Raw genomic sequence first — 20,576 nt, forward strand, 5'->3', positions numbered from 1 at the left:
AGCCGCCAGCAATTCCTCGCCCGTTTCGGGATCGCGGAATCGATAGCCGCCGTCGAAGGGAAAATCGCGCTCGGCCACCGTCAGCATTTCGATCAGCAATGTCTCGCGACCCGCCGCCGCCAGCTTTTCCGCCAGTTCGACCGCGCCGGGATCGAAACAATCGCTGAGCAGAATGACCAGATCGCGCGCGCCGATCCGCTCCCACACGGGGCCAAGCTGGTCCTCCGGCGCAAAGCCGCCGACCGCGTTCACTCCAATCAGTTCCAGCAGCAGCCGGTCCCGCTGCCGCGCGCCGCTGGCTGGCGGTAACAGCGCCAGACCCTGATCACTCAGCGCCATCCAGCCAAAACGATCGCCCTGCCGCATCGCCAGATCGGCAATGCAGGCCGCCAGTCCTTTTGCGGCGTCGAAGCGGCTATAGTCCGGGCGCGCGGCATCGGCCTGCGTCATCGAAGCGCTGGCGTCCATCAATATCCACACCGCGACCGGGCTTTCGCGCTCCGCTTCGCGCACGAAGAATTTGTCGGACCGCGCGTAGAGTTTCCAGTCGATCTGGCGCAATTCGTCGCCGCGCTCATAGGCGCGATATTGGGCGAATTCGAGGCCCGCGCCCCGGCTGTGGCTCTGGTGCAGGCCGATGCCATGCGATCCCACCGCCCGGCGCGTGACGAGGCGCAGGCTTTTCAGCCTGTTCCGTACGTCTGGGGGGATGAGATCGACCATGCGCGGTTCAGCTAAGCGGTACGGCGCGCAGCAAGGCGGCCACGACATCATCTGCGCTACGCCCCTCTGCCTCCGCCGCGAAGGACAGGAGCAGGCGGTGGCGCATGACCGGCGCGGCGAGCGCAATAATATCCTCCCGCGTGGCGGCAAGCCGCCCATGCAGCAATGCGCGCGCCTTGGCCGTCAGGATCAGCGACTGGCCGGCGCGCGGTCCCGCGCCCCATTTTACATATTTGCGGATGTCGTCGGGCGCGCCATCGCCGGGGCGGCTGGCCCGCACCATGCGGGTGACCCAGCGCAGCAGATCGTCGCTGAAATGTACTTGACGCACCCAGGCCTGGAGGGCCAGCACTTCATCGCCATGCATCACGGCGGGTACGGCGTTCGCCTTCGCGCCTGTGGTCTGGGCCAGAATATCCTGTTCTTCCTGCTCGGTCGGATAATCGACGCGGATGTGCAGCAGGAAGCGGTCCAGCTGCGCTTCGGGCAGGGGATAGGTGCCGGCCTGTTCCAGCGGGTTCTGCGTCGCCAGCACGAAGAAGGGCGCAGGCAGCCGGTGCGTCACACCGGCATAGCTGACGGTCTTTTCCTGCATCGCTTCCAGCAGCGCGGCCTGCGTCTTGGGCGGGGTGCGGTTGAGTTCGTCGGCCAGCAGCAGGTTGGTGAACACCGGACCCTTCTGGAAGCGGAAGCTGCGATGGCCGGTGCCATGATCCTCCTCCAGCAGTTCGGTGCCCAATATGTCGCTGGGCATCAGGTCGGGGGTGAACTGGACGCGGCGGAAGTCCAGCTTCAGCGCTTCGCCCAGCGAGCGGACCAGCAATGTCTTGCCCAGTCCCGGCACGCCCTCCAGCAGGCAATGACCGCCCGCAAGCAGCCCAATCAGCAATTGTTCGACGACTTCACTCTGCCCAACGATCGCCTGGCCGATTGCGGCGCGCAACTCGGTCAAACGGGCAAGCTGGCCCTGAATATCGGCTTCGGTGATGCTGGTCATAGACGGTCCCTTACTGGGCAATTTCATGCTTACCGTTCACCCCGCGCCTGTCGAAGGGGCGTCCTTCTTGAAGGGAAGAACAAGGCTTCGACAGGCGCAGCCCGAACGGGGTTTAATTGGAGGCGTAAAAATTATCGATCACACCGACAGCGCATACATCACGATATTGACGCCGAACCGGGTGTTGTCCTCGGCCAGGAACCGCTTGTTGCGCCAGTCATAGTCCCATTCGCAGCCATAATCCTTGTTGCTGTAGAGCACGCCCAGCCGCCCCTCTATCTCTATCCCTTTCAGATAGTCATGAACCAGATCGTCGCCCCAGCCATTCAGTTCGAAGCCGGTATTGGGCGGGCCGTCAAATTTGAAGAAGGACCGGTAGAGCGGGTGCGTATTGGGCAGTTGCTTGAGCGCCTTGCTGCCGAAAATCTTGGCCATCTGCGCTTCGAACGACCGGGCGAACAGGCCGTCAATATCGTGGTTGCAATCATCGACCAGCACGAACCCGCCATTGCGGACATAACGTTCGAAATTGCGCCGTTCTGCCGCCGAAAACTCCACCAGCTTGTGCCCGGCCAGATAACAGAAGGGCGCGGTCAGCATCCTGGGGTCGGACAGGGCGATGACATGCTCCTTCGGGTCCACCCGCAATGTCGTATAGTCGATCAGCGACGTGATCAGGTTGGACGGCATCCGCTGGTCGACATCCCAGTCGCCCGAATCATATCGCAGTCGCGTGAACCAGAAATCATAGCCCCCCGCGGCCGCGAGCGGTCGGGCCAGCATTGCACTGGCCAGACCGCCCGCCATCAACCGAAGGAACTCGCTCCGCGTCATATCGCGCCAACGGGCCTCACACCGCGTCCGACAGCGACGTGAAGGTGAAATCGCGCAGCTTCATCGGCGGCACGATGATCGGCGTGTCCGCCTCGTCGCCCTTAACGCGGACGGGTTTACCCAGCTCTTCGACATTGTTGAGCATGATGACCGGGGATTCGTTGAAGCGGAAATTCTTGATCGGATATTTGATCTGGCCATTTTCGATATAGAAGGTGCCGTCGCGAGTCAGGCCCGTCAGCAGCACCGTCTGCGGATCGACCATGCGGATATACCAGGTGCGCGACACCAATATGCCCCGCTCGGTCGTGCGGACCAGATCGGCGGTCGATTTGGTGCCGCCGGTCATGATCAGGTTGCCGGGCTGCGCCATGGCGGGCTTGCCCTGCTTTTGCGACCAGTAGCGCGAATATTCCATGTTCACGAGCTTGCCATTCTCGACGATCGGCATTTTCGTGCGCGGCAGGCCTTCCTCATCCCACGGATAGACGGCCGCGCCCGGATAGGCCGGGTCGGCGAAGAAGTTCACCTGCGGCCCGAACACCTGTTCGCCCAGCTTGTTGCCGCCACCCTTTTTCGACAGGAAGCTGCGGCCTTCGTCGGCGGAGCGGGCATCGAAGAAAAAGAACATGAACTGAATGAGGCCAGCGGCAGCCGCCGGTTCCAGAATGACGGTATATTTGCCCGGTTCCAGCGCCTTGGCGTCCGCTGACGCACTGGCCTTGCGCATCGCGATGCGAATATCCTCGCTTGCGTTGAAGTTGGCGACGTCCTGCACATTATGCCCGACCCAACCGGAGCCGCGCCCGTCCTCGGTGCGGACGGTGCAGGTGTAATCGGCGCTCGTGCCGGTCTGATACCCGTAATTGCCCTTGCTGTTGAGGAAGGCGACGAACCCGGCCTGATCCTCAAGATAGCCTGCCGCGACCAGCTTTTCGGCGCGGCAGGGCGCGATCGAATCGCTCGCTACCTTGGCGCGATAGGCGGCGGTAATCCCGGCGGTCGCGGGGCTGAATGTCGGCGTCGGCGTGTAGGTCTGCTTGTCGACGGCGGGCATGAATTCCGGGTTTTCCGGGGCCAGCTTCGCCAGTTCCTCCGCCCGGCGCACCACGCGCTCCAGCGCGGCGTCGTCAAACTGGTTGATGGTCGCGATGCCGACCCGTTTGCCAAAGGCGACCTGCACAGACAGATCGATATTGTCGGTAATGCCTGCGGTCGACACATCGTTGCGGGCAAAGCGTACATTGCCGCGGGTCGAACCGGTCAGCTGCGCGGTGCATTCGTCCGCCTTGGAAAAGCCCACGACCTTGGTCAGGATCGCCTTGGCCTGTGCTTCGGAAAGGATGCTCATATTTTTCTCTCCCTGACCGATCAACCGAGCGAACGGGCGGTGTTGATGACGTTGATGCCGTTGAAACGCGCGGTGCTGGAGCCGTGCGATACGGCCGAAACCTGCGCAGGCTGGCCCTTGCCGTCGAAGAAGGAGCCGCCCAGGCGATAGTCGCTGGCGTCGCATACGCCCGCACAGGCGTTCCAGAATTCCGGCGTGCGGATCTGGTAGGCGACATCCTCGATCTGCTGGGTGATCTTGCCGTTCTTGATCTCGTAAAAGAGCTGACCGCCAAATTGCGCATTATAGCGCTGCTGGTCGATCGAGAAGCTGCCGTCGCCGATGATGTAGACGCCATCTTCGACATTGGCGATCATGTCGGCCACGCTCTGCTTGGCCTTGCCGGGTTCCAGACTGACGTTCGCCATGCGCTGGAACTGGACGTTGGACCAGCTGTCGGCGTAGCAGCAGCCGTCGCTCTCGCTCTTGCCCTCGATATGCGCCTGATCGCGGATCGCCTGATAGCCGACCAGCTTGCCGTCGCGGATCAAGTCCCACTTCTTGGTCTTGACGCCTTCATCGTCATAGGCGACCGCGCCCAGACTGCCGGGCTGGGTCTTGTCCGCGACGATATTCACCTTGTCGCTGCCATATTGGAAATGGCTCTGCATCTTGTCCATCGTGGCAAAGCTGGTGCCCGCATAATTGGCTTCATATCCCAGCACCCGGTCAAGTTCGAGCGGATGGCCGACCGATTCGTGGATGGTGAGCCAGGTGTGCGAAGGATCGAGCACCAGATCATATTTGCCGGGCTTGACCGAGGGGGCCTTGATCTTCGCGCGCGCCTGCTTGGCGGCGGCGATCGCATCCTCCTTCATGTCATAGCTGTTGCCATAGACGGTGACGCCATTGGGCAGCACGGTCTTGCCGGACGCTGCGCCGTCCAGATATTCAAAGCCCAGCCCCATCGGCGCGGACAGGCCTTCGCGGACGCGGAACTTGCCCGTCGTCTTGTCGACGGCGGTGACCTCCATCGGCGCCCAGATGCGGTGAACATCCTGGTCGATATAGCTGCCGTCGGTGCTGGCGAAATATTTCTGCTCATTGACCAGGAACAGGATGGAGCGGATGAAGTCCGCGCCCGCGTCCATGGCGGCGGCGTTCACGCCCATCAACAGGTCGACCTTGTCCTTGATCGGCACGGTCATGCTGTTCTTGACGATCGGCGTGCGCCAGCTGACTTCACCCGCGCCCTTGACCGGGGCAAGCTGAACCGGGGCGGACTGGGTGGGCGCATTGGCCTTTGCGATGGCGACGGCCTCGGCCGCTGCCTTGGCCACGGCTTCCCTTGTCATATCGTTGGTGGCGGCAAAGCCCCAGGCGCCGTTTGCGATCACGCGGATGCCAACGCCGGTCGATTCGGTGTTGACGACATTTTCGACATTGCGTTCGCGGGTGATGACGAACTGGCGCAGGTAACGGCCCACGCGCACGTCGCAATAGGTCGCGCCAGCGCTCTTGGCGGCATTCAACGCCGCGTCGGCCAGTGCCTTCTTCACGGTGACGTCGATGGCGCTGTTCAGTTCCTCCGCGGCAATTACCTTGCCGAACATCGAAGGCAGGATCAGGCCGCCTATGCCCATGGTGCCAAAGGCCAGGAAATCTCTTCTGTGCAAGGTTCGTCTCCACCTGCAAATGCCCGCGTCAAGCGGGTCGGATTGTGCTTGGGATGCGGCCGGTTGGCCGTACCGATGGGTTGGATCATCGCGGCAGGGCAGGGCTGGGTCAAACATCTTTTACGACTGCACAACTTTGCCTTGCCCGCTTTCGACATATGACATCTGTCGAAAGATGCTGGCCATGGCAGGGCAGGCCGCACGTTGCGTGGACGCAACAAATCGGGCCGCGCACGGCCTTTTCCCCTGACGGGGTGGATCATATCCGGATGCTGTGAAGAAATGTGGTCGGGGAAAGAGGATTCGAACCTCCGGCCCCTGCCTCCCGAAGGCAACGCCTAGCGCCGCAGGGCGCGGAAATCCTCATCTAGACCGCGATAACCGCGCGGACCATAGGGGGAACGACTCGGCAATGGGCCGGGTTTTCACCGGAGCTACACCGGAGAAGGAAACGGCGCAATCGCGTGGTTTCTGCACCTGCGCCCAGCCGCGCACCGGGGGTGCGGCATGAGCTACAACCGTATGGATCATGCCGGCTGGGTCGAAGAAAACAACAAGGCGTATAATCAGATCAACGCGAAACGCCGCGCGTGGAAGCCGGTGCCGGAGAAGCTGAACCGGTTCCAGTCGAAGGTGATGGACATCCTCGGGATGGTCGGCGGCGGCATCTACAACGCACCTATCAATTGGGAGAAAGTTGCCTGGAGCTTCGGAGGGCGAGGCCTGTCCGTGCCTTGGCGCGACGGGCGCATGGCGACGTTCGACTTTTACGCGCTGACCAACCTCGTACTGCTCTGCCATGAGTCTCGCATCCGTTGCGAAGTGCGTGCGAAAGCGACCGGCCACTTCGAGCTGACCTTCTTCCAGCGCTCGCATGAGGGCGGCATCGCCAGCCGTCACCCGAACATCGACGAAGCGGTGGCAGCATTTCGGGAATATCTGCCTGCTGATCATCCGATCATCTACCAGCCCGGCGACGCGCAGGAGTTGGCAGCATGAAGGCGCTCACCCTCTGGCAACCATGGGCCTCGCTAATCGTCGTCGGCGCCAAGCCGTTCGAGTTTCGCGGCTGGAAGGCCCCGCGCTCAGCGATCGGCCAGCGCCTCGTCATCCATGCGTCAGCCCGGCCGATGCGCGCCAGCGAGATCCGCGACATCGTGGACCATCTGAAATTCGGTGGCGCGAACGCGGCGGCGACCTGCCTGCATGTGGACGCGGCGCTCGATCTGCTGATGCCGCTCTACCACTTCAAGAAGCCGGTGGGCCTGCCGCTGTCGGCTGGCCTTGGCACCGCCATCCTTGGCGAACCCCGCAACGGCATCGAGATCGCGGTGCAGGAATTCGGCTTCCCTCAAGAGGCGGAGGACGAACTTCCCGGCCTGCCCGGCTTCGATAGCGATCGGAGCGAGCACGCCAATTGGGGCTGGCCGATGCTCGACATCGAGAAGTGGGACGAACCCCAGCCGATGCGCGGCGCGCAAGGCCTGTGGAATTGGCCCGGCGCTGCTCAATTTGCGGAGAAACTATGATGGCCCTTCTGAACAAGCCCAAATACGCCCAGCGCCAGGTCGATAACTGGAACAAGCACTATCCGGTCGGGCAGGCGGTCACCGTCCGCCGCGATAATGGCTCGACCATCACGACAAAGACCCGCTCGCCAGCCGAGCTGCTGTCAGGACATTCCGCAGTCGTCTGGCTAGACGGGATCAGCGGTTGCTACCTGCTCAACCGGGTCACGCCGGTGACGGAGGGCGCTCATGGGTGAGACCGCGATCGAATGGACTGAGCGGACATGGAACCCTATCGTCGGCTGCTCGCTCCAGTCCCCCGGCTGCACCCGTTGCTACGCGATGAAGATGGCCGGTCGGCTGGAGGCAATGGGCGTCCCCTATTGTCAGGGCACGACGCAGAAAACGAAGAACGGCTTTGTCTGGACCGGCAAGATTGCCGCCAACGACAATGCGCTGATGGAACCACTGCGCCGCCGTGCGCCTACCATGTGGTTCGTCAACAGCATGTCGGACCTGTTCCATGAGGATGTTTCGGAACAGGCCATTGACCGCGTCTTCGTGGTGATGGCGCTTAACCCGCAGCACACCTTCCAGGTGCTGACCAAGCGTGCGGACCGTATGCGTGCCTATGTCGAGGGGTTCAACTGGGAGCGCGCTGTCGAAAATTGCCGGGGCGCGGACGGCTCATCCATGATCCTGAAGCACAACATCGCCGAGTTGCGCCGCCTGTTCGGCCTCGCGCCTCGGTTCAGCTATGATCGCGATCTCAGCGCATGGCCTCTCCCTAACGCTTGGAAGGGCGTGTCGGTCGAGGATCAGAAGCGCGCAGATCTGCGCATCCCCGATCTGCTTGCCACACCTGCGGCCATCCGCTGGCTGTCCTGCGAGCCGCTGTTGGGGCCGGTCGATCTCCGCAATATCCCGGTTGCCGAAGGCGTCACGCTAGATGCTATGACCGGCTACCACACCGGATCCGGGCATAGGCCAGTGCGGAAGCTGCCCGCTGCTCTGAACAGCCTAGACTGGGTTGTGGTCGGCGGAGAAAGCGGCCCCGACGCCCGGCCGATGCACCCGGCATGGGCGCGCAGCATCCGAGAGCAGTGCAGCTTCCTCGTCGCCTTTTTCTTCAAGCAGTGGGGCAACTGGATCTCGATCTACGATCGTGACCGAGACGATCCTGATTGGCGCGACGTGCCGAAGCCGGGGGATTGGAATCGGAAGCGCTGGCTTAACCGTGCCGGTGGGCAGGGCTTCCACGGCGACAATCTCCACATGATGCGCAACGTCGGGAAGAAAGCAGCCGGGCGCGAGCTCGACGGACGCACGCACGACGACATGCCTAGTAGGAGCGCCGCATAATGTTTCAGGGTCTCTTCATCGATGGCTTCGCCGGCGGCGGCGGAGCAAGCACTGGCATTGCTCAGGCGATCGGCCGCGAGGTGGATATCGCCGTCAATCACAGCGAGACGGCTATCGCCATCCACAAGGCGAACCATCCCGGCACCGAACATTTCTGTCAGGACATCAAAGCGCTCTGGCCGTTGGCCGCCACGAAGATGCGGCCGGTTTCTGGCGCGTGGTTCAGTCCTGATTGCAAGGAATTCAGCAAGGCGAAGGGCGGGCCGGTCAAGGATCGATCGATCCGGGCGCTGTGTTGGGAAGTCGTCGCCTGGCTCAAAGAGGTCCGGCCGACCGTCGGCTATCTGGAGAACGTCGAAGAGTTTGAATATGCCGCGCCGCTCGACGATGAGGGCTTTCCAATCAAGGGGCAGGAGGGGCGCGAGTTCAAGCGCTTCGTGAAGGCGATCCGGGCGCTGGGCTATAAGGTGGCCCACAAGATCCTGCGCGCGTGCGACTATGGCGCGCCGACCAGCCGGAAGCGGCTCTACATGATCATGCGCTGCGATGGTCTGCCCATCATCTGGCCGAAGCCCACGCATGGGCGAGCGGATTCGCCGGGAGTGAAGAGCGGCAAGCTGCTGCCCTATCGCACGGCGGCTGAGTGCATCGACTGGTCTATTCCTTGCCCCTCGATCTTTGGGCGCAAGAAGGATTTGGCTGACAGCACCATGCGGCGGATCGCGCATGGCGTGATGCGCTATGTCGTGAACGCGGCCAAGCCCTTCATTGTCGGAACCGCTTTCACCAATACGCGCGCGGCGCGGGTCTTTGACCCGCAGGATCCAGTGCGGACAGTCACGACGCAGCCTGAGTATGGTGTGGTTGATGCTGTCTTGGCTCCGCACGTCACCAAATTCTACAGCACTGGCATTGGCTCGCCGATGGATGAGGCGATGCCGACCGTCACGGCCAATGGCCAATCTGCGCGACCGGCCGGGGCAACACCGCTTGGTCGGGCGGAGGCGGTGCTGGTCCCGCACATCATGACCAATCGCAACGCGCAAAAGCCTTTCACGGCAGCCGACGAGCCGACCCACACTATCACGGCGGGCGGAGCGCATCAGAACGTCGTGCAAGCTGCGCTGGTGACCTATGGCCAGCACGGCGGCCACAATCGCCCGGTGGATGAGCCTCACCACACCGTTGCCGCATCAAAGAAGGATACGAATGGTGTCATTGGCGCGACATTGATTGGTGTCGGGGGGCGGCGCGGCCAAAGCCCGCCAATGTCGTTGGTTGGCCCGTATCCGACCACGACGGCAAAAGCCGATGCCGCCGTTGCCACGGCTTTCCTCTCGCATTTCTATTCCAGCGGTGGAGGGGAGGGCCGACCCGACACCCCAGCCAAGACGATCACAGCCGATGGTCAGCACCACGCCATCGTCACCGCCCATATCGAGCAGGCAAATGGCGGGCCACGCAACACCCACTCTGCCGGGCGAGATGCACGACGGCCGCTATCGACTGCCACGACGACAGGATCGCAGCAGCGCATTGTTGAGACGATGCTGGTCGAGGAGGGGGATTTACCGCCTGAGTTGATGGCCAGCGCGGTCAAGGTCGCGTCGTTCCTCGTGAAATATTACGCGACGGATGGCGAGAACGAAGCATCTCAAAGCCAGCCTGTCGACCGGCCACTCGACACGATCACGACAAAGGCCCGCTTTGCCGTCGTCACGGTGACGATCGACGCGGTCACCTACATCATCGTCGATATCGGCCTGCGGATGCTCAAGCCGCGCGAGCTGGCCCGCGCCCAAGGCTTTCCCGACAGCTACGTCCTCAATCCTGAGTGCTGGTACACGACGGAGAAGGGCAACCGGAAGTTTGGGGCGCTGCCGATCGCCATGCAGATCAGCGCGATCGGGAATAGCGTCTGCCCGCCAGTGGCGAGGGCATTGGTGGCGGCGAACCAGCCGGGGCTTCCGGTGATGGAGATGGCGGCGTGATCCAGCTCGATCGCCTTTACTCTCTCGGTGCCGGCGAGCCGTCCCGATCCCAGCCCACCCTTTTCACCGGCGACCACCGCGCGGCCGTTGGTGAATGCGTGGAGCGGACTGTTGCCAACCTCCTCGCCCATGCCACCAGCTACGACCATTGGATCCTTGCCTATTCCGGCGGGAAGGATAGCAGTTGCGTTGTTACCGTCATCGTGACGCTGATCCAGTGCGGCGCGATCCCGGCGCCAAAGACGCTCACCGTCATGTATGCTGACACCCGCATGGAACTGCCGCCGCTCCAGGCCGCGGCCCGTGTGATGATGGGCCGGCTGCGCGCCATGGGTATCACCGTAATGGAAGTGGTCGCGCCGATGGACGATCGATTCTACGTCTATATGTTCGGCCGTGGCGTTCCACCGCCCAGCAACACATTCCGCTGGTGCACGCCGCAGATCAAGGTCGAGCCGATGACGGTTGCGATCGCCGACACCGTTGGCAGGCTGGACGGCAAATGCCTCACCATCACCGGCGTTCGGCGCGGGGAGAGTGATGCGCGCGACGCGCGGATATCGCTCTCCTGCACCCGCAATGGCGCAGAATGTGGGCAGGGGTGGTTGCAGACAGACCTGCCCGGCACGCTGACCGACACGTTTGCACCGATCGACCATTGGACCCTGTGCAATGTTTGGGACTGGCTGAGCGTCTTTGCCCCGTGGGGGGAATTCGGCGCTTGGCCGACGCGGATGATTGCAGAAGGCTATGGCGGCGTCGAGGACATGCGGACCGGCTGCACCGGCTGCAATCTGATCGCAACTGACGGCGCGTTAGGCGCGGTGCTGAAGCTGGAAGCATGGGATCATCTGTCACCGCTGCTTGGTTTGAAGCGCCTGTATCTGGAGTTGAAAAAGCCGAAATGGCGGAAGCGCCAGCCGGGCTTCCAGTATCGGAAGGATGGTACGCTCCAATCCAATCAGCAGCGCATGGGGCCGCTGACATTCGAGGCGCGGCTTATGGGGCTCGATACCGTGCTGCGCATTCAGGACGCCGTGAACAACGCGGCTGAGCGGCTGGGTCGGCCCGGGATGGTGCTGATCGACGCGGAGGAGGAGGCGCGCATCCGCGAGCTGATAGCCGCCAAAACATGGCCGAACGGCTGGAGCGGTGATGAACCAAACGCTGACGTCTGGCTGGATACCGTGAATAATGACGGATCTGTCCAGCCGATCCTATTCCGGGAGCTTGTCGGGCAATGATTCCCCACATCTGCACATTCAGCGAGCCAGAGGACTATCGCATCACAGACGGCACGACGGTCTGGCATTTCGATTGGAGCGAGCGGTTCGGACCGAGCCTGACCAATGGCAAAGGCGATATTCTATCCCGTCCGTGGCCGGGCCAGCGATCGCCCTTCTGGCGTTGCTTCGGTCTCTGGTCCAACCAGGGCAAGCGCTGGGAGCCATCAGGAACGAAAGGCGTCCGCCTCGCGATCTGGACCGAACCGCCAGCCGCACGGTACGTGATGGATGTGCGCGGCGTCATCATTGAGACGCACGAGCCCGAGTTTTTCGACGATCGGTATTCGCCGCGCATCTATGTCGACCAGGCAGGCCAACCTTACGACTTTCCGAAGAAGCGCAAGCGGGATGCGCAGATCATCAAACTGCTTCGAGGTTCGCAATGAACGCACCGCTTCCCCTCGACCTGTTCGGCCATGAAACCATGCAACGCGACGCGATATTCGTGAGCGGCGACCGCATCGAGCTAAGCCGCCGCTGGGGACCAGGCCCGATCGCGTGCGTGATCGGCTGCAATCCCTCGATGGCGGACGCCCTGAAGGACGATCCGACCTCGCTATGGTGGAACGCCTGGTTCCAGCTGTTCGGCTTTGGCGGCTATCGTGCAGTCAACCTCTACCCCTTCTGTACGTCCAGCCCGGCCGAGTGCCGCAAGCGCGCCGAATGGCACAAGACGGACGACTGGTTCGCGCGCGATCAGATGATCATGACCAACCTTCCGCACGTCGCGAAGGTGGCCAAGGAAGCAGACCAGGTCTTCGTCTGCTGGGGCAACATCGCGTGGGACGACATGTGGATCGAGCATGTCATCGAGGCGATACAGGGCGACGAAGAGCCGTATCCCGACTTGTGGTGCTGGGGCAAGACGAAGAGCGGAGCGCCCACGCACCCGATGGCGCGGGGCAAGCACCGCATCCCGCGCGATCAGAAGCCGATCCTTTGGAGGGCTACTAGCCCTTGACCGAATCACCCTCCCACGCGACGATCACGCTATGGAAGACCGCGAAATTGAAGCTGAATTGTCTACGTTGAGTGATGATGACCTGACGAAGGTCTGGCTCAGTGCAACTGATCCAGAACATCCGACCCGGCGTGAGGAACTCGCTTTGAGGATGATGGAGCTTCGAAACATAGATTTCTAAGGCATCCCCTTAGGCCGGAACCAGGGTGCGTCAGTCGCGTCAACAATCATGCGGTCTGCCGAATAGGGCCGGTCGAATTGATAGAGCGCTTCGAGTGGCGCAGTCAGCCAAGCGTTCCAATCCTGTGGATCGAGGATGACCGGCGACCGGTCGTGGATGTCAGCCAGCTCTGGCGCATTGTGGGTCATCACGCCGGTATAGACCGGGCCCCATTCGTCGCTCTGCGTCCAAAGCCCCGCCCAGGCAAAAATCGGCTGATCCTTCACGCTGAGCCATGTTTCGGTCATGCGGCCCGGCTCGCCCACAGCCTCCGCGAATCGCGCAGTCGGGATCAGGCAGCGCTGGCGCGGTTCGGCGGCCCATCGCTTCCAGAATGACCCCAGCTTGTCGAAGCGCGCATTATTGACCGGCTTGGGCTTGAGCGGCTGCCCGCTCTTGCCGCGCAGCGAGACCGGGAAGCCCCATGTCATCTGCTCCAATACCAGGCCGTCGCCATCCATGCGCACGACGCTGCCCGGCGATTTGGGATGGACCTCCAATGGCCCCTCATTGAACCGCGCGCCGATCCGCGCGCCGAACAGTTGCAGCACCTTCTGCGTATCGCCACGTTCAGCCCGATTGCACATGGTCGGGAAGGTGGTTTGCGACAGGCCGCCTGTCAACGCGCTTGACCCGACTCGCGCCGATGTTCTCATTACGTTCTCATGAGCAAGGCCACCATCACCTACGACCCGTTCGTCGTGCGCCAATGGACGCTTCCCACCGAAGCCTATTCTATTGCGCACCTTTTCAGGGAAGGATTGCTTGGCGAAGCCTATCCCGAAGAGCGCGGGATTTTGCGCATCGATCTGGAACCGGACGTTCCCGTCGTCCTGCCCGTCGATTGGGTCGACCGGTTGCTGAAGATTGCGCTCGACCGCGGCGCGAAGGATTTTACGGAGCGCCGCCTGTTCGAGTATATCGCGCATGAAATCGGCAGGATGAAAGCTTAGGCCTCCACCCAGCTTTCAAATTCCACGACCGAACACTGCCCCTGCTGGGGATCTTCGCCCGTCTGTTCCAGATAGTCGACCATATCGCCAGCCACCGCCAGCACCTCGCGCACATCGCCGCGCGCATTGGTGTAAAGCTGTCCATATTCGATTGTCATGCCGCGCTCCTATGCTGCCATGTCCAGCTGCACCGGCTCTTTCATGAGCAGATACATCGCCGATGTCGGATGCAGCCCGTCCACGCTGCCGGGCGATCCGCCGATCTGGGCGATCCGATCGGTCAATGTTGCGTCCGCCATGACGTTGGTCGAGGTATCGACGACGGAAACGATGCCATGCGTCCCGATCGCCGCGACCAGGCCGTTGTTGACGTCAGTCCGGCCGCCCACATCGTTCACCGCGTAATTGCCCACCGGCACCTGCGATGCCGGCGCATTGGCATAGCTGCCGGCCGACACGCGCGGCGTCATCTTGATCGGGTGGATTTTGGCGTTCGGGTTCACGGCCAGTATCTGGTCGTACATGGTCATGCGATCGGCAAGGATTTGCGCGGCCGTCCGCGCGCTGCCGGTCGACGTGTTGGTGTTGCCCAGATCATTGGTGCCATAGTCGTCATAATAATCGGAAAAATAGGGGTAGAGCAGCACGCGCTTGGCGTTACGCGGCACACCGCTGTCCGACATGATGTAGGTCGATACCGACGTCGCAGGGCGCGCGACGGACGTCCATGGCAGGCCGAGCGCAAAGGCCGCCTTGCGCAGCATGCCGCCCTGGAACTCGCCATCATTCGCGCCAAGCAGTCCTTCGCCCTGCGCATAAGCGATGCTGTTACCGATGAAGAACGGGGTCTTGCCGTGCGTGTTGGACAGGCCCTTGATAAGGATAGGCATGAAAAGATTGCTGTTGGCCCCGCCGCCCGTGGGCAGGGTAAGCGGTCCTGTTCCCATATGCTGGTCGGTGCCAGCACCGCTGGTCGGGGAGGTATAGGCACCCTCTCCAGCCACGCTACCAACAGTGCCGTTGAACACGCGAATATCGCCGGTGATATTGTCGCGGTTCGCGCGAAGCCAGAACATCGTTCCCGCCGGGAAAATGAGCAGGCCAAAATGCGAAGGCAGGATCACGTCGCTTTCGACCCACGCTGCGCCGCCCGCCATGATGACACTGCCCGCGCCGGACCATTTGACCTCGACTGTCTGTGTCGGCGCGCCGGGGATTTCCATGCTCACGACCAGCGTCGCGGCGGCGACCGCGCCCGTCTCGCTGTTGGATGTGCCGACGAAATAGTTGGCATAGACCAGCGTGAGGCCGAAATAAGTACCTTGCCCCATGACATGACGGCTGCGGCACATGAAGCGCGGGTTTGCCCCGGTTGATCCGGTCGATGTGGCAACCTCACCGCGCGTCGCGGCGGCCATCCATGTCGCGGCAGGTTCAGGCGTGGACGTCCCGGCGAGAAGCGAACTCACAAACAGCCCGATTCCATACCCGATCATGGCGCGGCCTCCAGCGCCTGCGCCAGGCTGTCATATTGCGCGTAGCAGGCCTTTACTTCGGCGCGGATTTCGTCGGCTCTGGCAGCTTCCCCGACAAGAAATTCCGCATCGTCGGCAAAAAGGGCCGATCCAGTACAGCCGGGTCCATCTTCCGGAACGGCTGCGCCTTGGGTGGCGGAGGCGGTGGGGCGACGCGGACGCGTGTGCAGCTCGGCAAGAGCAGCATCGCGATCAGCGCGCATATCGGCAATTTCATCGGCCTTGTCCTTCTCGATCCGTTGGGTGTCCTGCAAGTGGCGCTGTTCAAGCGACCGATAGCGGCCATTGGCGGCGGCGGATTCGGCATTCATCCGCTTGACGATTTCGCGCTCATCCTTCAGCGCACGCTGGCTACTGCTCAGGCGGAATGTCTGGATGGTGGCGAAGATCGCCAGCGCGGCGATCACAACCCCGGCGCCGATGATCGCGGCCTGCTGGATGCGGGAGAGGATCACGGCTTTGCCGCCTTGCACTTGGCACGATCGACATTGCCGACCCGGTGCGCCTTCCACCCTTTCAGGAACACGCGGAGGCGCGGATTGACGCGGGCAAGACGATCATACTCTGCTGACTGCTGCGCATCGAGACGATCGAGCGTCGCAACGCACAGGGGGGCCGCCCCGAAGGTGGCCTGACAGTCGCCATAAGCCTTGATCGTCGCAGGGCCGACGCGACCATCTGCGACCAGCCGGGTTCCGCAAAGGGCGTTGATCGACTGCTGAAACCATCGGGAGGGGCGCGCCCGTCCCATGTTCACCGTGGTATCGAACAATTCTTCCGTCACGGCGGCATCGATCGAGATCAGCGGGGCATAGCCCGGCCCAACGAGGTAGCGATGATAATAGACATTCTCGGCCACGCTCCGTGGCAGCGTCCGCATCGGGCCGGAATAGCCTTCTTGCCGGGCCACCTGTTCAGTGATCCCCATGTTGGTCTTTCCGCCGGGGTCGTTGGGATGATCGACATAGCCGCCCTCTACAGCGATGACAGAGGCGATCATGGCAATGGCGGCGGCGGCAATGCCACCCTGCTTTTTACTCGCCATCCTGTTTCTCCTGATTGATGATCCGGCCAAGGATCACGGCGGCGAAGATCGCGGCGGCAATCCAGCGCTGCCCCGGTATCTGTTCGCGGATTTCCTGCGGGATGGATGGCCAGGCCGACATGACGGCCAGCCCCATGGCCGACAGGCGCACGGACCAGAGACGATAGGCCTTGCGCCAGTCCGCAATCAGCCGCGCCTTGAAACGCTCCATCATAGTCCCACCACCTTTGCTACTGCCGCGAATCCCGCCCCAAGCGCCGCGAACGGCACCACGCGGATTGCCCATTCGGTAAGCTTGACCGCACCCTTGCGCTGGTTTTCGGACGCCTCCAGCGCCGTCACGCGGACTTCGAGCGCGACGGTTGCGGCCCTATTTTCGGCAACGGCGGCAGGAATGTGCGATGTCTTGTCCACCGCGCGGGCCACATCCTCGAACTTCTGCGCCAGATTGTTGACCGTGTGCACGACTTCTCGGAGTTGGCCTTCCATGCGCCCCACTGCTAGCGTCATTGATTGATCGTCAGGCATTGGCCATCTCCCTAAGCCAGTGCGCGCTGGTTGGTTCATCGACCATCACACCGCACCCCATTCGGTCGATGAGAGCGCCTTGAATATCCTGCTTGCACCGGCCGGAATTGTATAAGCCGCCGACGCCGCCAGCCCCTGGTGGTTGTCCGCTCCGGTGGGGAAAACGCTGATCGTCACCGTGCCGATATTGCCCACCGTCAGTTCGAGGCCCGCCGCCGCCTTGGGCAAGAGCGTCGCATCGTTCGACGATGAGGTCGTGTAGACGCGGTTGACGGTGTGCCGCAGCAGGGCCGCGCCCGCCTGTGTCGTGCCAACGGGCGTGATCGACCCGCCAGAGCCAGCCTTTTTCGAATAGCTGGCCTGTTCGGTGGGGGAGGCGCCATCGGCCGTGATATCGACCCTATCCGTGGATCGCACGGTCCCGGTGTAGAACGCGCCGCCAGTCGGACGGTAGATCTCCCCGGTGACCTTGTTAAGGCCGCCTGAATTGGCGAAGTCCAGCAGCCCGCCAGAATGGCCGGTCATCGCGACATGCACTTCATTGCTCGACACCGCGATCACGTCGCCCAGCTTGACGCCGAAAGCGGTCGTGGCCTCGCCAGTTACGCCACCAGCCTGCACGATCATGTCGAGCGTGTTGCTGTTTCCATCCACGATTGCATGATACAGCGCACCGATCAGCATATTGTAGCTGACTAGACCGGTGATCGAGTTGCGATTGCTGCCGAGGCGGAGGTTTGCCGTTTTCGCGGTTTCAAGGTTGAGGCCGTGGATAGTCGATGCGCCGCCTTCGATATTCAGGCTGTAGCGATGCGTAGTCGATGCCCCGCCGCCGCCCCGCCAGACGTTCAGATTGACGCCGCGAACGCCGCCAGAAGCGCCGAGATAGATCGCGTCAAAGCTGTTGTCCGTATTCTGCCCCGCCGACCGGATGTTGACGCTGTCAAGATGAAGGTCCGATACCTTGTTGTACCAGCCATCCTCGCCAGCGGTGTTGATGGTGACGCCGCGCAAGCGCGCGTTGAAGGGACTGACCCCGACGGCGCCGGTGCCATATTCCGTATGGAGGCCACGACGCCGCGCGTCTTTCAACAGCAAGTCCTGCAACAGGAAGTCGCGACCGAACAGGGCAACGCAATGCCCCTCGTTCGCGCCCGCGCCGGTATTGTTGGCGCGATTGGCATCCAGGATCATGTCGCGGATCGACACATTCGAGACACCCAGACCACTGTTGGTCCCTGAAAGGGCGAGGAAGTTTTCGCTCTCGATCAGCGATTTGTTGACCCCATTTGCCAGGCGGATGGTCGGCCGCCCGAAGCCAAACAGATGCGCGCCCGTTTTCGGCACGATACTGCCGGTCGCAGCATACACCGCACCTTTGTTGACAAGCATGACCGCCCCGCCGCCGAGGGCAGAAGCAGCGGCGATCGCGCGGTTGATCGCCTGCTGTATGCCGCTGTCTGTGGGCTGATAGTGGTGCATGGCATCAATGATGCCACCCAGCGCCGACCAGTCGGGCAGGTCATCGATCGATGAACCGCCGTCTTTGACATAGCTGACCATGCCGTCATGTGCGACGACGCCGGACGGGAGCAAAGCCGCTCCTGCGAGCAGACTGGCTCGCGTGGCAAACCAGATTGCTCGCTTGCCGATCTCCTCATTCGTCTCGAGGAGCAGATCATCAGTGCTTACGAGTCCGCCGCCAAGGGTCAAAAGCTTGCTTTTGTCGACAGTCATGGTCAGCCTTCCCCCTCGACTGACACGAGGGTGACCAGCGCCCCCGCGACTGGTATTTCCTTGCTGAAATGCAGGTCGGCCGGATCAAGATAGACATTGTCACCGTCAATGCGCACGACCTCTGCGCGGCCTTGCGAAAAGCCGCGACCAATGCTGATCCGCCAATCCACGACATCACCCACCGCGATATGCTGTCCAAGCTTGTCTGTAGCCATCATCAAGCTCCGATCAGGCCGTGGGCGGTGAGATCATCGATCAGCGCTTTAAGCCGTTCGGCCAACTGCGCGGTCGTGACGGTCGAAGTCGCGAATGTTGTCCGGGTGGCCGTGCCTGTCGCCGCTGCCCAACCCGTGCGACGCGAAGTGACAACCCTGTCCCCCAAAATCTTGAATTCGCCGACAATGTTGAAATCGCCATTGTCGGCCATGTCGAAGGTTTTGCCGCCGGGCGCTTCGTACCGCATTGCGGCGGCGAGAGATTCATATCGCGAGGTCCGGGTGCCATCGCCACCCCAGTCGAGCCGCTCGTTCGCCAGCCGAAGCGCGGCGACGCTACAGTCGGCATAAGTGAAGTCGATCCCCACGGTGAACTGCGTCAGTGCGCCGAAGCGCCCGAAGCCTATGCCATTCACGAAGCGGTTGTTCGCTGCATCGTCGGGCTGTCGCGCAAACACGATGCCGTAGCCCGCTACACATGCATCACCCGTCCAGCCGGCCAGGCCACCTGCACGCCTGACGATGTATGTCGTGCCATAGCGAACAAGGTTGGTGTCGTCGCCGGTACCCTGGATATCGACTTCCTGCGCGCCGCAACCCTCGGTCGGGTTTGCGGCTCCCTTGTCCACCGCTTCGAGCACCTGACAAAAACCGGGCGCAGTGCCGTAGCGGTTGTGCTGGATGACCATCCCGTGGTGCTGCGGCGTCGTCTCGAAATCGCCGGTCGTGTCGGCATAATTGTCCTGCACGAGGACGACGCCTGCCTCAAAGGACTCCGACTGGCCGGTGATGACAGAATTGATTCTCAGGACGCTGTTGAGAAACCCGAATGTCCCGCCGTCGAAATCGGCGCGCCTGTCGATGCGCATAGAAAACTGATCGTCGGCCGCCGTCGTCCCTTCGCCATGGAAGAAGAACATGCGGTCGTTGATGTCGGCTGTCGGGAAGCCAAAGAAATCCTTGAATTTTAGTCCTTTATCAGGTGTGACGGTAGTGTCGAATTGATCGCCGATGGCCTGGGTAAGGCCGATGACTTTTCCAGCTGCTACAACGCCCTGGTCAATGGCATATCCCAGGATGACCTTGATGAAGTCGTCATCGTCCGGCGTAACATTGAGGTGCAGCTGCCCGTCCTCGATCGTCGCGGCGCCCTCGGGAAGGACGCTGCCATTGCGAAAAACGGCGGCGACTGTGAATTCTGCTTGCGGCAGATCGATGACGGTCTGCCCCTCAGACGTGGTCGCATCGACCATCGCGGTCAGGCCGCCGCTACCGACGCCTAGCGTATCGATGCCTATGAGGCCGCCGTCCGGACCAAACACAACAACCTTGCCAGCGCGCTGAGTGAGTGGGGGCAGCGTTGGGCTGGCTTCGCCGATCGGAACACGAATAGAGCGGGACAGGCCATCGCGCAGGACGAGATCGCGAGCGGCCGACCGGTCGTTTACATTATTCACGACCGAGGGAAGAAATGGCTGGCCGCTCGCAAACTCCACCGATTGCAGGAACGATGGCTCGGATATGACGTAGAGTTCGCCCACACCGACCGCAGGAGGGGTGCCGAACGTCACCGTCCCACCGGAAGTGGCGAGCGAAACTGAATAGGCGTTTTCCGCGACGATCGTCTCGTCGCCGAGCGCATCGCGCAGGATCACGGCGACATCGTCGGCGCTGA

The 20,576-nt window shown here is 62.2% G+C and carries 24 protein-coding genes; 9 read left to right on the plus strand and 15 right to left on the minus strand.

What is annotated here, in order from left to right:
* The 5 genes from SX1_RS14415 to SX1_RS14435 all read right to left on the minus strand — a co-directional run.
* Window positions 1-723: DUF58 domain-containing protein (locus SX1_RS14415; RefSeq protein WP_019053547.1), on the minus strand; the 723-nt coding region annotated here is incomplete at its 3' end.
* A 7-nt stretch (window positions 724-730) separates the two neighbouring features.
* Window positions 731-1,720, minus strand: a complete 990-nt coding sequence (locus SX1_RS14420) for an AAA family ATPase (RefSeq protein ID WP_019053548.1) — start codon at window positions 1,718-1,720, stop codon at window positions 731-733.
* Window positions 1,721-1,858: 138 nt separating this feature from the next.
* Window positions 1,859-2,554, minus strand: coding sequence for a DUF4159 domain-containing protein (locus SX1_RS14425; RefSeq protein ID WP_043145735.1), 696 nt, complete (start codon window positions 2,552-2,554; stop codon window positions 1,859-1,861).
* A 16-nt stretch (window positions 2,555-2,570) separates the two neighbouring features.
* The gene (locus SX1_RS14430) at window positions 2,571-3,905 is read right to left on the minus strand and encodes a TldD/PmbA family protein (protein ID WP_019053550.1); all 1,335 of its coding nucleotides are present in this window, start codon (window positions 3,903-3,905) and stop codon (window positions 2,571-2,573) included.
* A gap of 20 nt (window positions 3,906-3,925) precedes the next feature.
* Window positions 3,926-5,560, minus strand: coding sequence for a TldD/PmbA family protein (locus SX1_RS14435; RefSeq protein WP_026149784.1), 1,635 nt, complete (start codon window positions 5,558-5,560; stop codon window positions 3,926-3,928).
* Between the two features lie 507 nt (window positions 5,561-6,067).
* On the opposite strand from SX1_RS14435, the gene SX1_RS14445 reads away from it, so the two are divergent.
* From SX1_RS14445 to SX1_RS14480, 8 genes are read left to right on the plus strand one after another with little or no spacing between them, the layout of a single operon-like run.
* Window positions 6,068-6,559 carry a hypothetical protein gene (locus SX1_RS14445; RefSeq protein ID WP_019053552.1) on the plus strand — a complete coding sequence of 164 codons (492 nt, stop codon included), beginning with the start codon at window positions 6,068-6,070 and terminating at the stop codon, window positions 6,557-6,559.
* The gene (locus SX1_RS22690) at window positions 6,556-7,089 is read left to right on the plus strand and encodes an ASCH domain-containing protein (protein ID WP_019053553.1); all 534 of its coding nucleotides are present in this window, start codon (window positions 6,556-6,558) and stop codon (window positions 7,087-7,089) included. Before SX1_RS14445 ends, SX1_RS22690 begins: the two co-directional genes overlap by 4 nt.
* Window positions 7,086-7,325: a hypothetical protein gene (locus SX1_RS14455; RefSeq protein ID WP_157410210.1), complete on the plus strand. Its 240-nt coding sequence runs from the start codon at window positions 7,086-7,088 to the stop codon at window positions 7,323-7,325. Before SX1_RS22690 ends, SX1_RS14455 begins: the two co-directional genes overlap by 4 nt.
* On the plus strand, window positions 7,318-8,430 hold the full coding sequence (locus SX1_RS14460; RefSeq protein WP_026149785.1) for a phage Gp37/Gp68 family protein: 1,113 nt from the start codon (window positions 7,318-7,320) through the stop codon (window positions 8,428-8,430). The genes SX1_RS14455 and SX1_RS14460 overlap by 8 nt, the downstream gene beginning before the upstream one ends.
* Window positions 8,430-10,421 (plus strand): DNA cytosine methyltransferase, encoded by a 1,992-nt coding sequence (locus SX1_RS14465; protein WP_019053556.1) that lies wholly within the window; start codon window positions 8,430-8,432, stop codon window positions 10,419-10,421. The genes SX1_RS14460 and SX1_RS14465 overlap by 1 nt, the downstream gene beginning before the upstream one ends.
* Window positions 10,418-11,665, plus strand: coding sequence for a phosphoadenosine phosphosulfate reductase domain-containing protein (locus tag SX1_RS22695; RefSeq protein WP_255209766.1), 1,248 nt, complete (start codon window positions 10,418-10,420; stop codon window positions 11,663-11,665). Before SX1_RS14465 ends, SX1_RS22695 begins: the two co-directional genes overlap by 4 nt.
* Window positions 11,662-12,093 carry a hypothetical protein gene (locus SX1_RS14475; RefSeq protein WP_019053558.1) on the plus strand — a complete coding sequence of 144 codons (432 nt, stop codon included), beginning with the start codon at window positions 11,662-11,664 and terminating at the stop codon, window positions 12,091-12,093. Before SX1_RS22695 ends, SX1_RS14475 begins: the two co-directional genes overlap by 4 nt.
* A complete protein-coding gene (locus SX1_RS14480) occupies window positions 12,090-12,668 on the plus strand; it encodes a DUF1643 domain-containing protein (protein ID WP_019053559.1) in 579 nt (192 codons plus the stop codon). Before SX1_RS14475 ends, SX1_RS14480 begins: the two co-directional genes overlap by 4 nt.
* Window positions 12,669-12,845: 177 nt before the next feature.
* Here SX1_RS14480 and SX1_RS14490 read toward each other — a convergent pair whose 3' ends face one another.
* On the minus strand, window positions 12,846-13,544 hold the full coding sequence (locus SX1_RS14490) for an SOS response-associated peptidase (RefSeq protein WP_255209767.1): 699 nt from the start codon (window positions 13,542-13,544) through the stop codon (window positions 12,846-12,848).
* Window positions 13,545-13,553: 9 nt separating this feature from the next.
* Between SX1_RS14490 and SX1_RS14495 the strand changes: the two genes are divergently transcribed.
* Window positions 13,554-13,841 carry a hypothetical protein gene (locus SX1_RS14495; RefSeq protein ID WP_019053562.1) on the plus strand — a complete coding sequence of 96 codons (288 nt, stop codon included), beginning with the start codon at window positions 13,554-13,556 and terminating at the stop codon, window positions 13,839-13,841.
* On the opposite strand, the gene SX1_RS24540 is transcribed toward SX1_RS14495, so the two are convergent.
* The 9 genes from SX1_RS24540 to SX1_RS14540 form a co-directional block, all read right to left on the minus strand.
* Entirely contained in the window at window positions 13,838-13,999 is a 162-nt protein-coding gene (locus SX1_RS24540) for a hypothetical protein (protein WP_019053563.1), read from the minus strand. The genes SX1_RS14495 and SX1_RS24540 overlap by 4 nt on opposite strands.
* A 9-nt stretch (window positions 14,000-14,008) precedes the next feature.
* Entirely contained in the window at window positions 14,009-15,337 is a 1,329-nt protein-coding gene (locus SX1_RS14505; RefSeq protein WP_019053564.1) for an SGNH/GDSL hydrolase family protein, read from the minus strand.
* Entirely contained in the window at window positions 15,334-15,831 is a 498-nt protein-coding gene (locus SX1_RS14510) for a hypothetical protein (protein WP_157410212.1), read from the minus strand. Before SX1_RS14510 ends, SX1_RS14505 begins: the two co-directional genes overlap by 4 nt.
* Window positions 15,828-16,421, minus strand: coding sequence for a glycoside hydrolase family 108 protein (locus SX1_RS14515; protein WP_019053566.1), 594 nt, complete (start codon window positions 16,419-16,421; stop codon window positions 15,828-15,830). Before SX1_RS14515 ends, SX1_RS14510 begins: the two co-directional genes overlap by 4 nt.
* The gene (locus SX1_RS14520; RefSeq protein ID WP_026149787.1) at window positions 16,411-16,635 is read right to left on the minus strand and encodes a DUF7940 domain-containing protein; all 225 of its coding nucleotides are present in this window, start codon (window positions 16,633-16,635) and stop codon (window positions 16,411-16,413) included. The genes SX1_RS14515 and SX1_RS14520 overlap by 11 nt, the downstream gene beginning before the upstream one ends.
* Complete coding sequence (locus tag SX1_RS14525) at window positions 16,632-16,910, minus strand: hypothetical protein (RefSeq protein WP_019053568.1); 279 nt, start codon at window positions 16,908-16,910, stop codon at window positions 16,632-16,634. The genes SX1_RS14520 and SX1_RS14525 overlap by 4 nt, the downstream gene beginning before the upstream one ends.
* Window positions 16,911-16,994: 84 nt before the next feature.
* Entirely contained in the window at window positions 16,995-18,686 is a 1,692-nt protein-coding gene (locus SX1_RS14530; protein WP_019053569.1) for a hypothetical protein, read from the minus strand.
* A 2-nt stretch (window positions 18,687-18,688) separates the two neighbouring features.
* Window positions 18,689-18,904: a hypothetical protein gene (locus SX1_RS14535; protein ID WP_019053570.1), complete on the minus strand. Its 216-nt coding sequence runs from the start codon at window positions 18,902-18,904 to the stop codon at window positions 18,689-18,691.
* A complete protein-coding gene (locus SX1_RS14540; protein ID WP_157410216.1) occupies window positions 18,904-20,556 on the minus strand; it encodes a hypothetical protein in 1,653 nt (550 codons plus the stop codon). Before SX1_RS14540 ends, SX1_RS14535 begins: the two co-directional genes overlap by 1 nt.
* Window positions 20,557-20,576: the final 20 nt, after the last annotated feature.

Source organism: Sphingobium xenophagum NBRC 107872 (assembly GCF_000367345.1).
Classification (GTDB): Bacteria; Pseudomonadota; Alphaproteobacteria; order Sphingomonadales; family Sphingomonadaceae; genus Sphingobium; species Sphingobium xenophagum.

Excerpts from the sequence above, each read along its gene's own strand:
- SX1_RS14420 (WP_019053548.1), bottom strand. The coding sequence starts at position 1,720 with ATGACCAGCATCACCGAAGCCGATATTCAGGGCCAGCTTGCCCGTTTG.
- SX1_RS14425 (WP_043145735.1), bottom strand. The coding sequence starts at position 2,554 with ATGACGCGGAGCGAGTTCCTTCGGTTGATGGCGGGCGGTCTGGCCAGT.
- SX1_RS14430 (WP_019053550.1), bottom strand. The coding sequence starts at position 3,905 with ATGAGCATCCTTTCCGAAGCACAGGCCAAGGCGATCCTGACCAAGGTC.
- SX1_RS14445 (WP_019053552.1), top strand. The coding sequence starts at position 6,068 with ATGAGCTACAACCGTATGGATCATGCCGGCTGGGTCGAAGAAAACAAC.
- SX1_RS22690 (WP_019053553.1), top strand. The coding sequence starts at position 6,556 with ATGAAGGCGCTCACCCTCTGGCAACCATGGGCCTCGCTAATCGTCGTC.
- SX1_RS14455 (WP_157410210.1), top strand. The coding sequence starts at position 7,086 with ATGATGGCCCTTCTGAACAAGCCCAAATACGCCCAGCGCCAGGTCGAT.
- SX1_RS14460 (WP_026149785.1), top strand. The coding sequence starts at position 7,318 with ATGGGTGAGACCGCGATCGAATGGACTGAGCGGACATGGAACCCTATC.
- SX1_RS14465 (WP_019053556.1), top strand. The coding sequence starts at position 8,430 with ATGTTTCAGGGTCTCTTCATCGATGGCTTCGCCGGCGGCGGCGGAGCA.
- SX1_RS14475 (WP_019053558.1), top strand. The coding sequence starts at position 11,662 with ATGATTCCCCACATCTGCACATTCAGCGAGCCAGAGGACTATCGCATC.
- SX1_RS14480 (WP_019053559.1), top strand. The coding sequence starts at position 12,090 with ATGAACGCACCGCTTCCCCTCGACCTGTTCGGCCATGAAACCATGCAA.
- SX1_RS14490 (WP_255209767.1), bottom strand. The coding sequence starts at position 13,544 with ATGAGAACATCGGCGCGAGTCGGGTCAAGCGCGTTGACAGGCGGCCTG.
- SX1_RS14495 (WP_019053562.1), top strand. The coding sequence starts at position 13,554 with ATGAGCAAGGCCACCATCACCTACGACCCGTTCGTCGTGCGCCAATGG.
- SX1_RS24540 (WP_019053563.1), bottom strand. The coding sequence starts at position 13,999 with ATGACAATCGAATATGGACAGCTTTACACCAATGCGCGCGGCGATGTG.
- SX1_RS14505 (WP_019053564.1), bottom strand. The coding sequence starts at position 15,337 with ATGATCGGGTATGGAATCGGGCTGTTTGTGAGTTCGCTTCTCGCCGGG.
- SX1_RS14515 (WP_019053566.1), bottom strand. The coding sequence starts at position 16,421 with ATGGCGAGTAAAAAGCAGGGTGGCATTGCCGCCGCCGCCATTGCCATG.
- SX1_RS14520 (WP_026149787.1), bottom strand. The coding sequence starts at position 16,635 with ATGATGGAGCGTTTCAAGGCGCGGCTGATTGCGGACTGGCGCAAGGCC.
- SX1_RS14525 (WP_019053568.1), bottom strand. The coding sequence starts at position 16,910 with ATGGAAGGCCAACTCCGAGAAGTCGTGCACACGGTCAACAATCTGGCG.
- SX1_RS14530 (WP_019053569.1), bottom strand. The coding sequence starts at position 18,686 with ATGACTGTCGACAAAAGCAAGCTTTTGACCCTTGGCGGCGGACTCGTA.
- SX1_RS14535 (WP_019053570.1), bottom strand. The coding sequence starts at position 18,904 with ATGATGGCTACAGACAAGCTTGGACAGCATATCGCGGTGGGTGATGTC.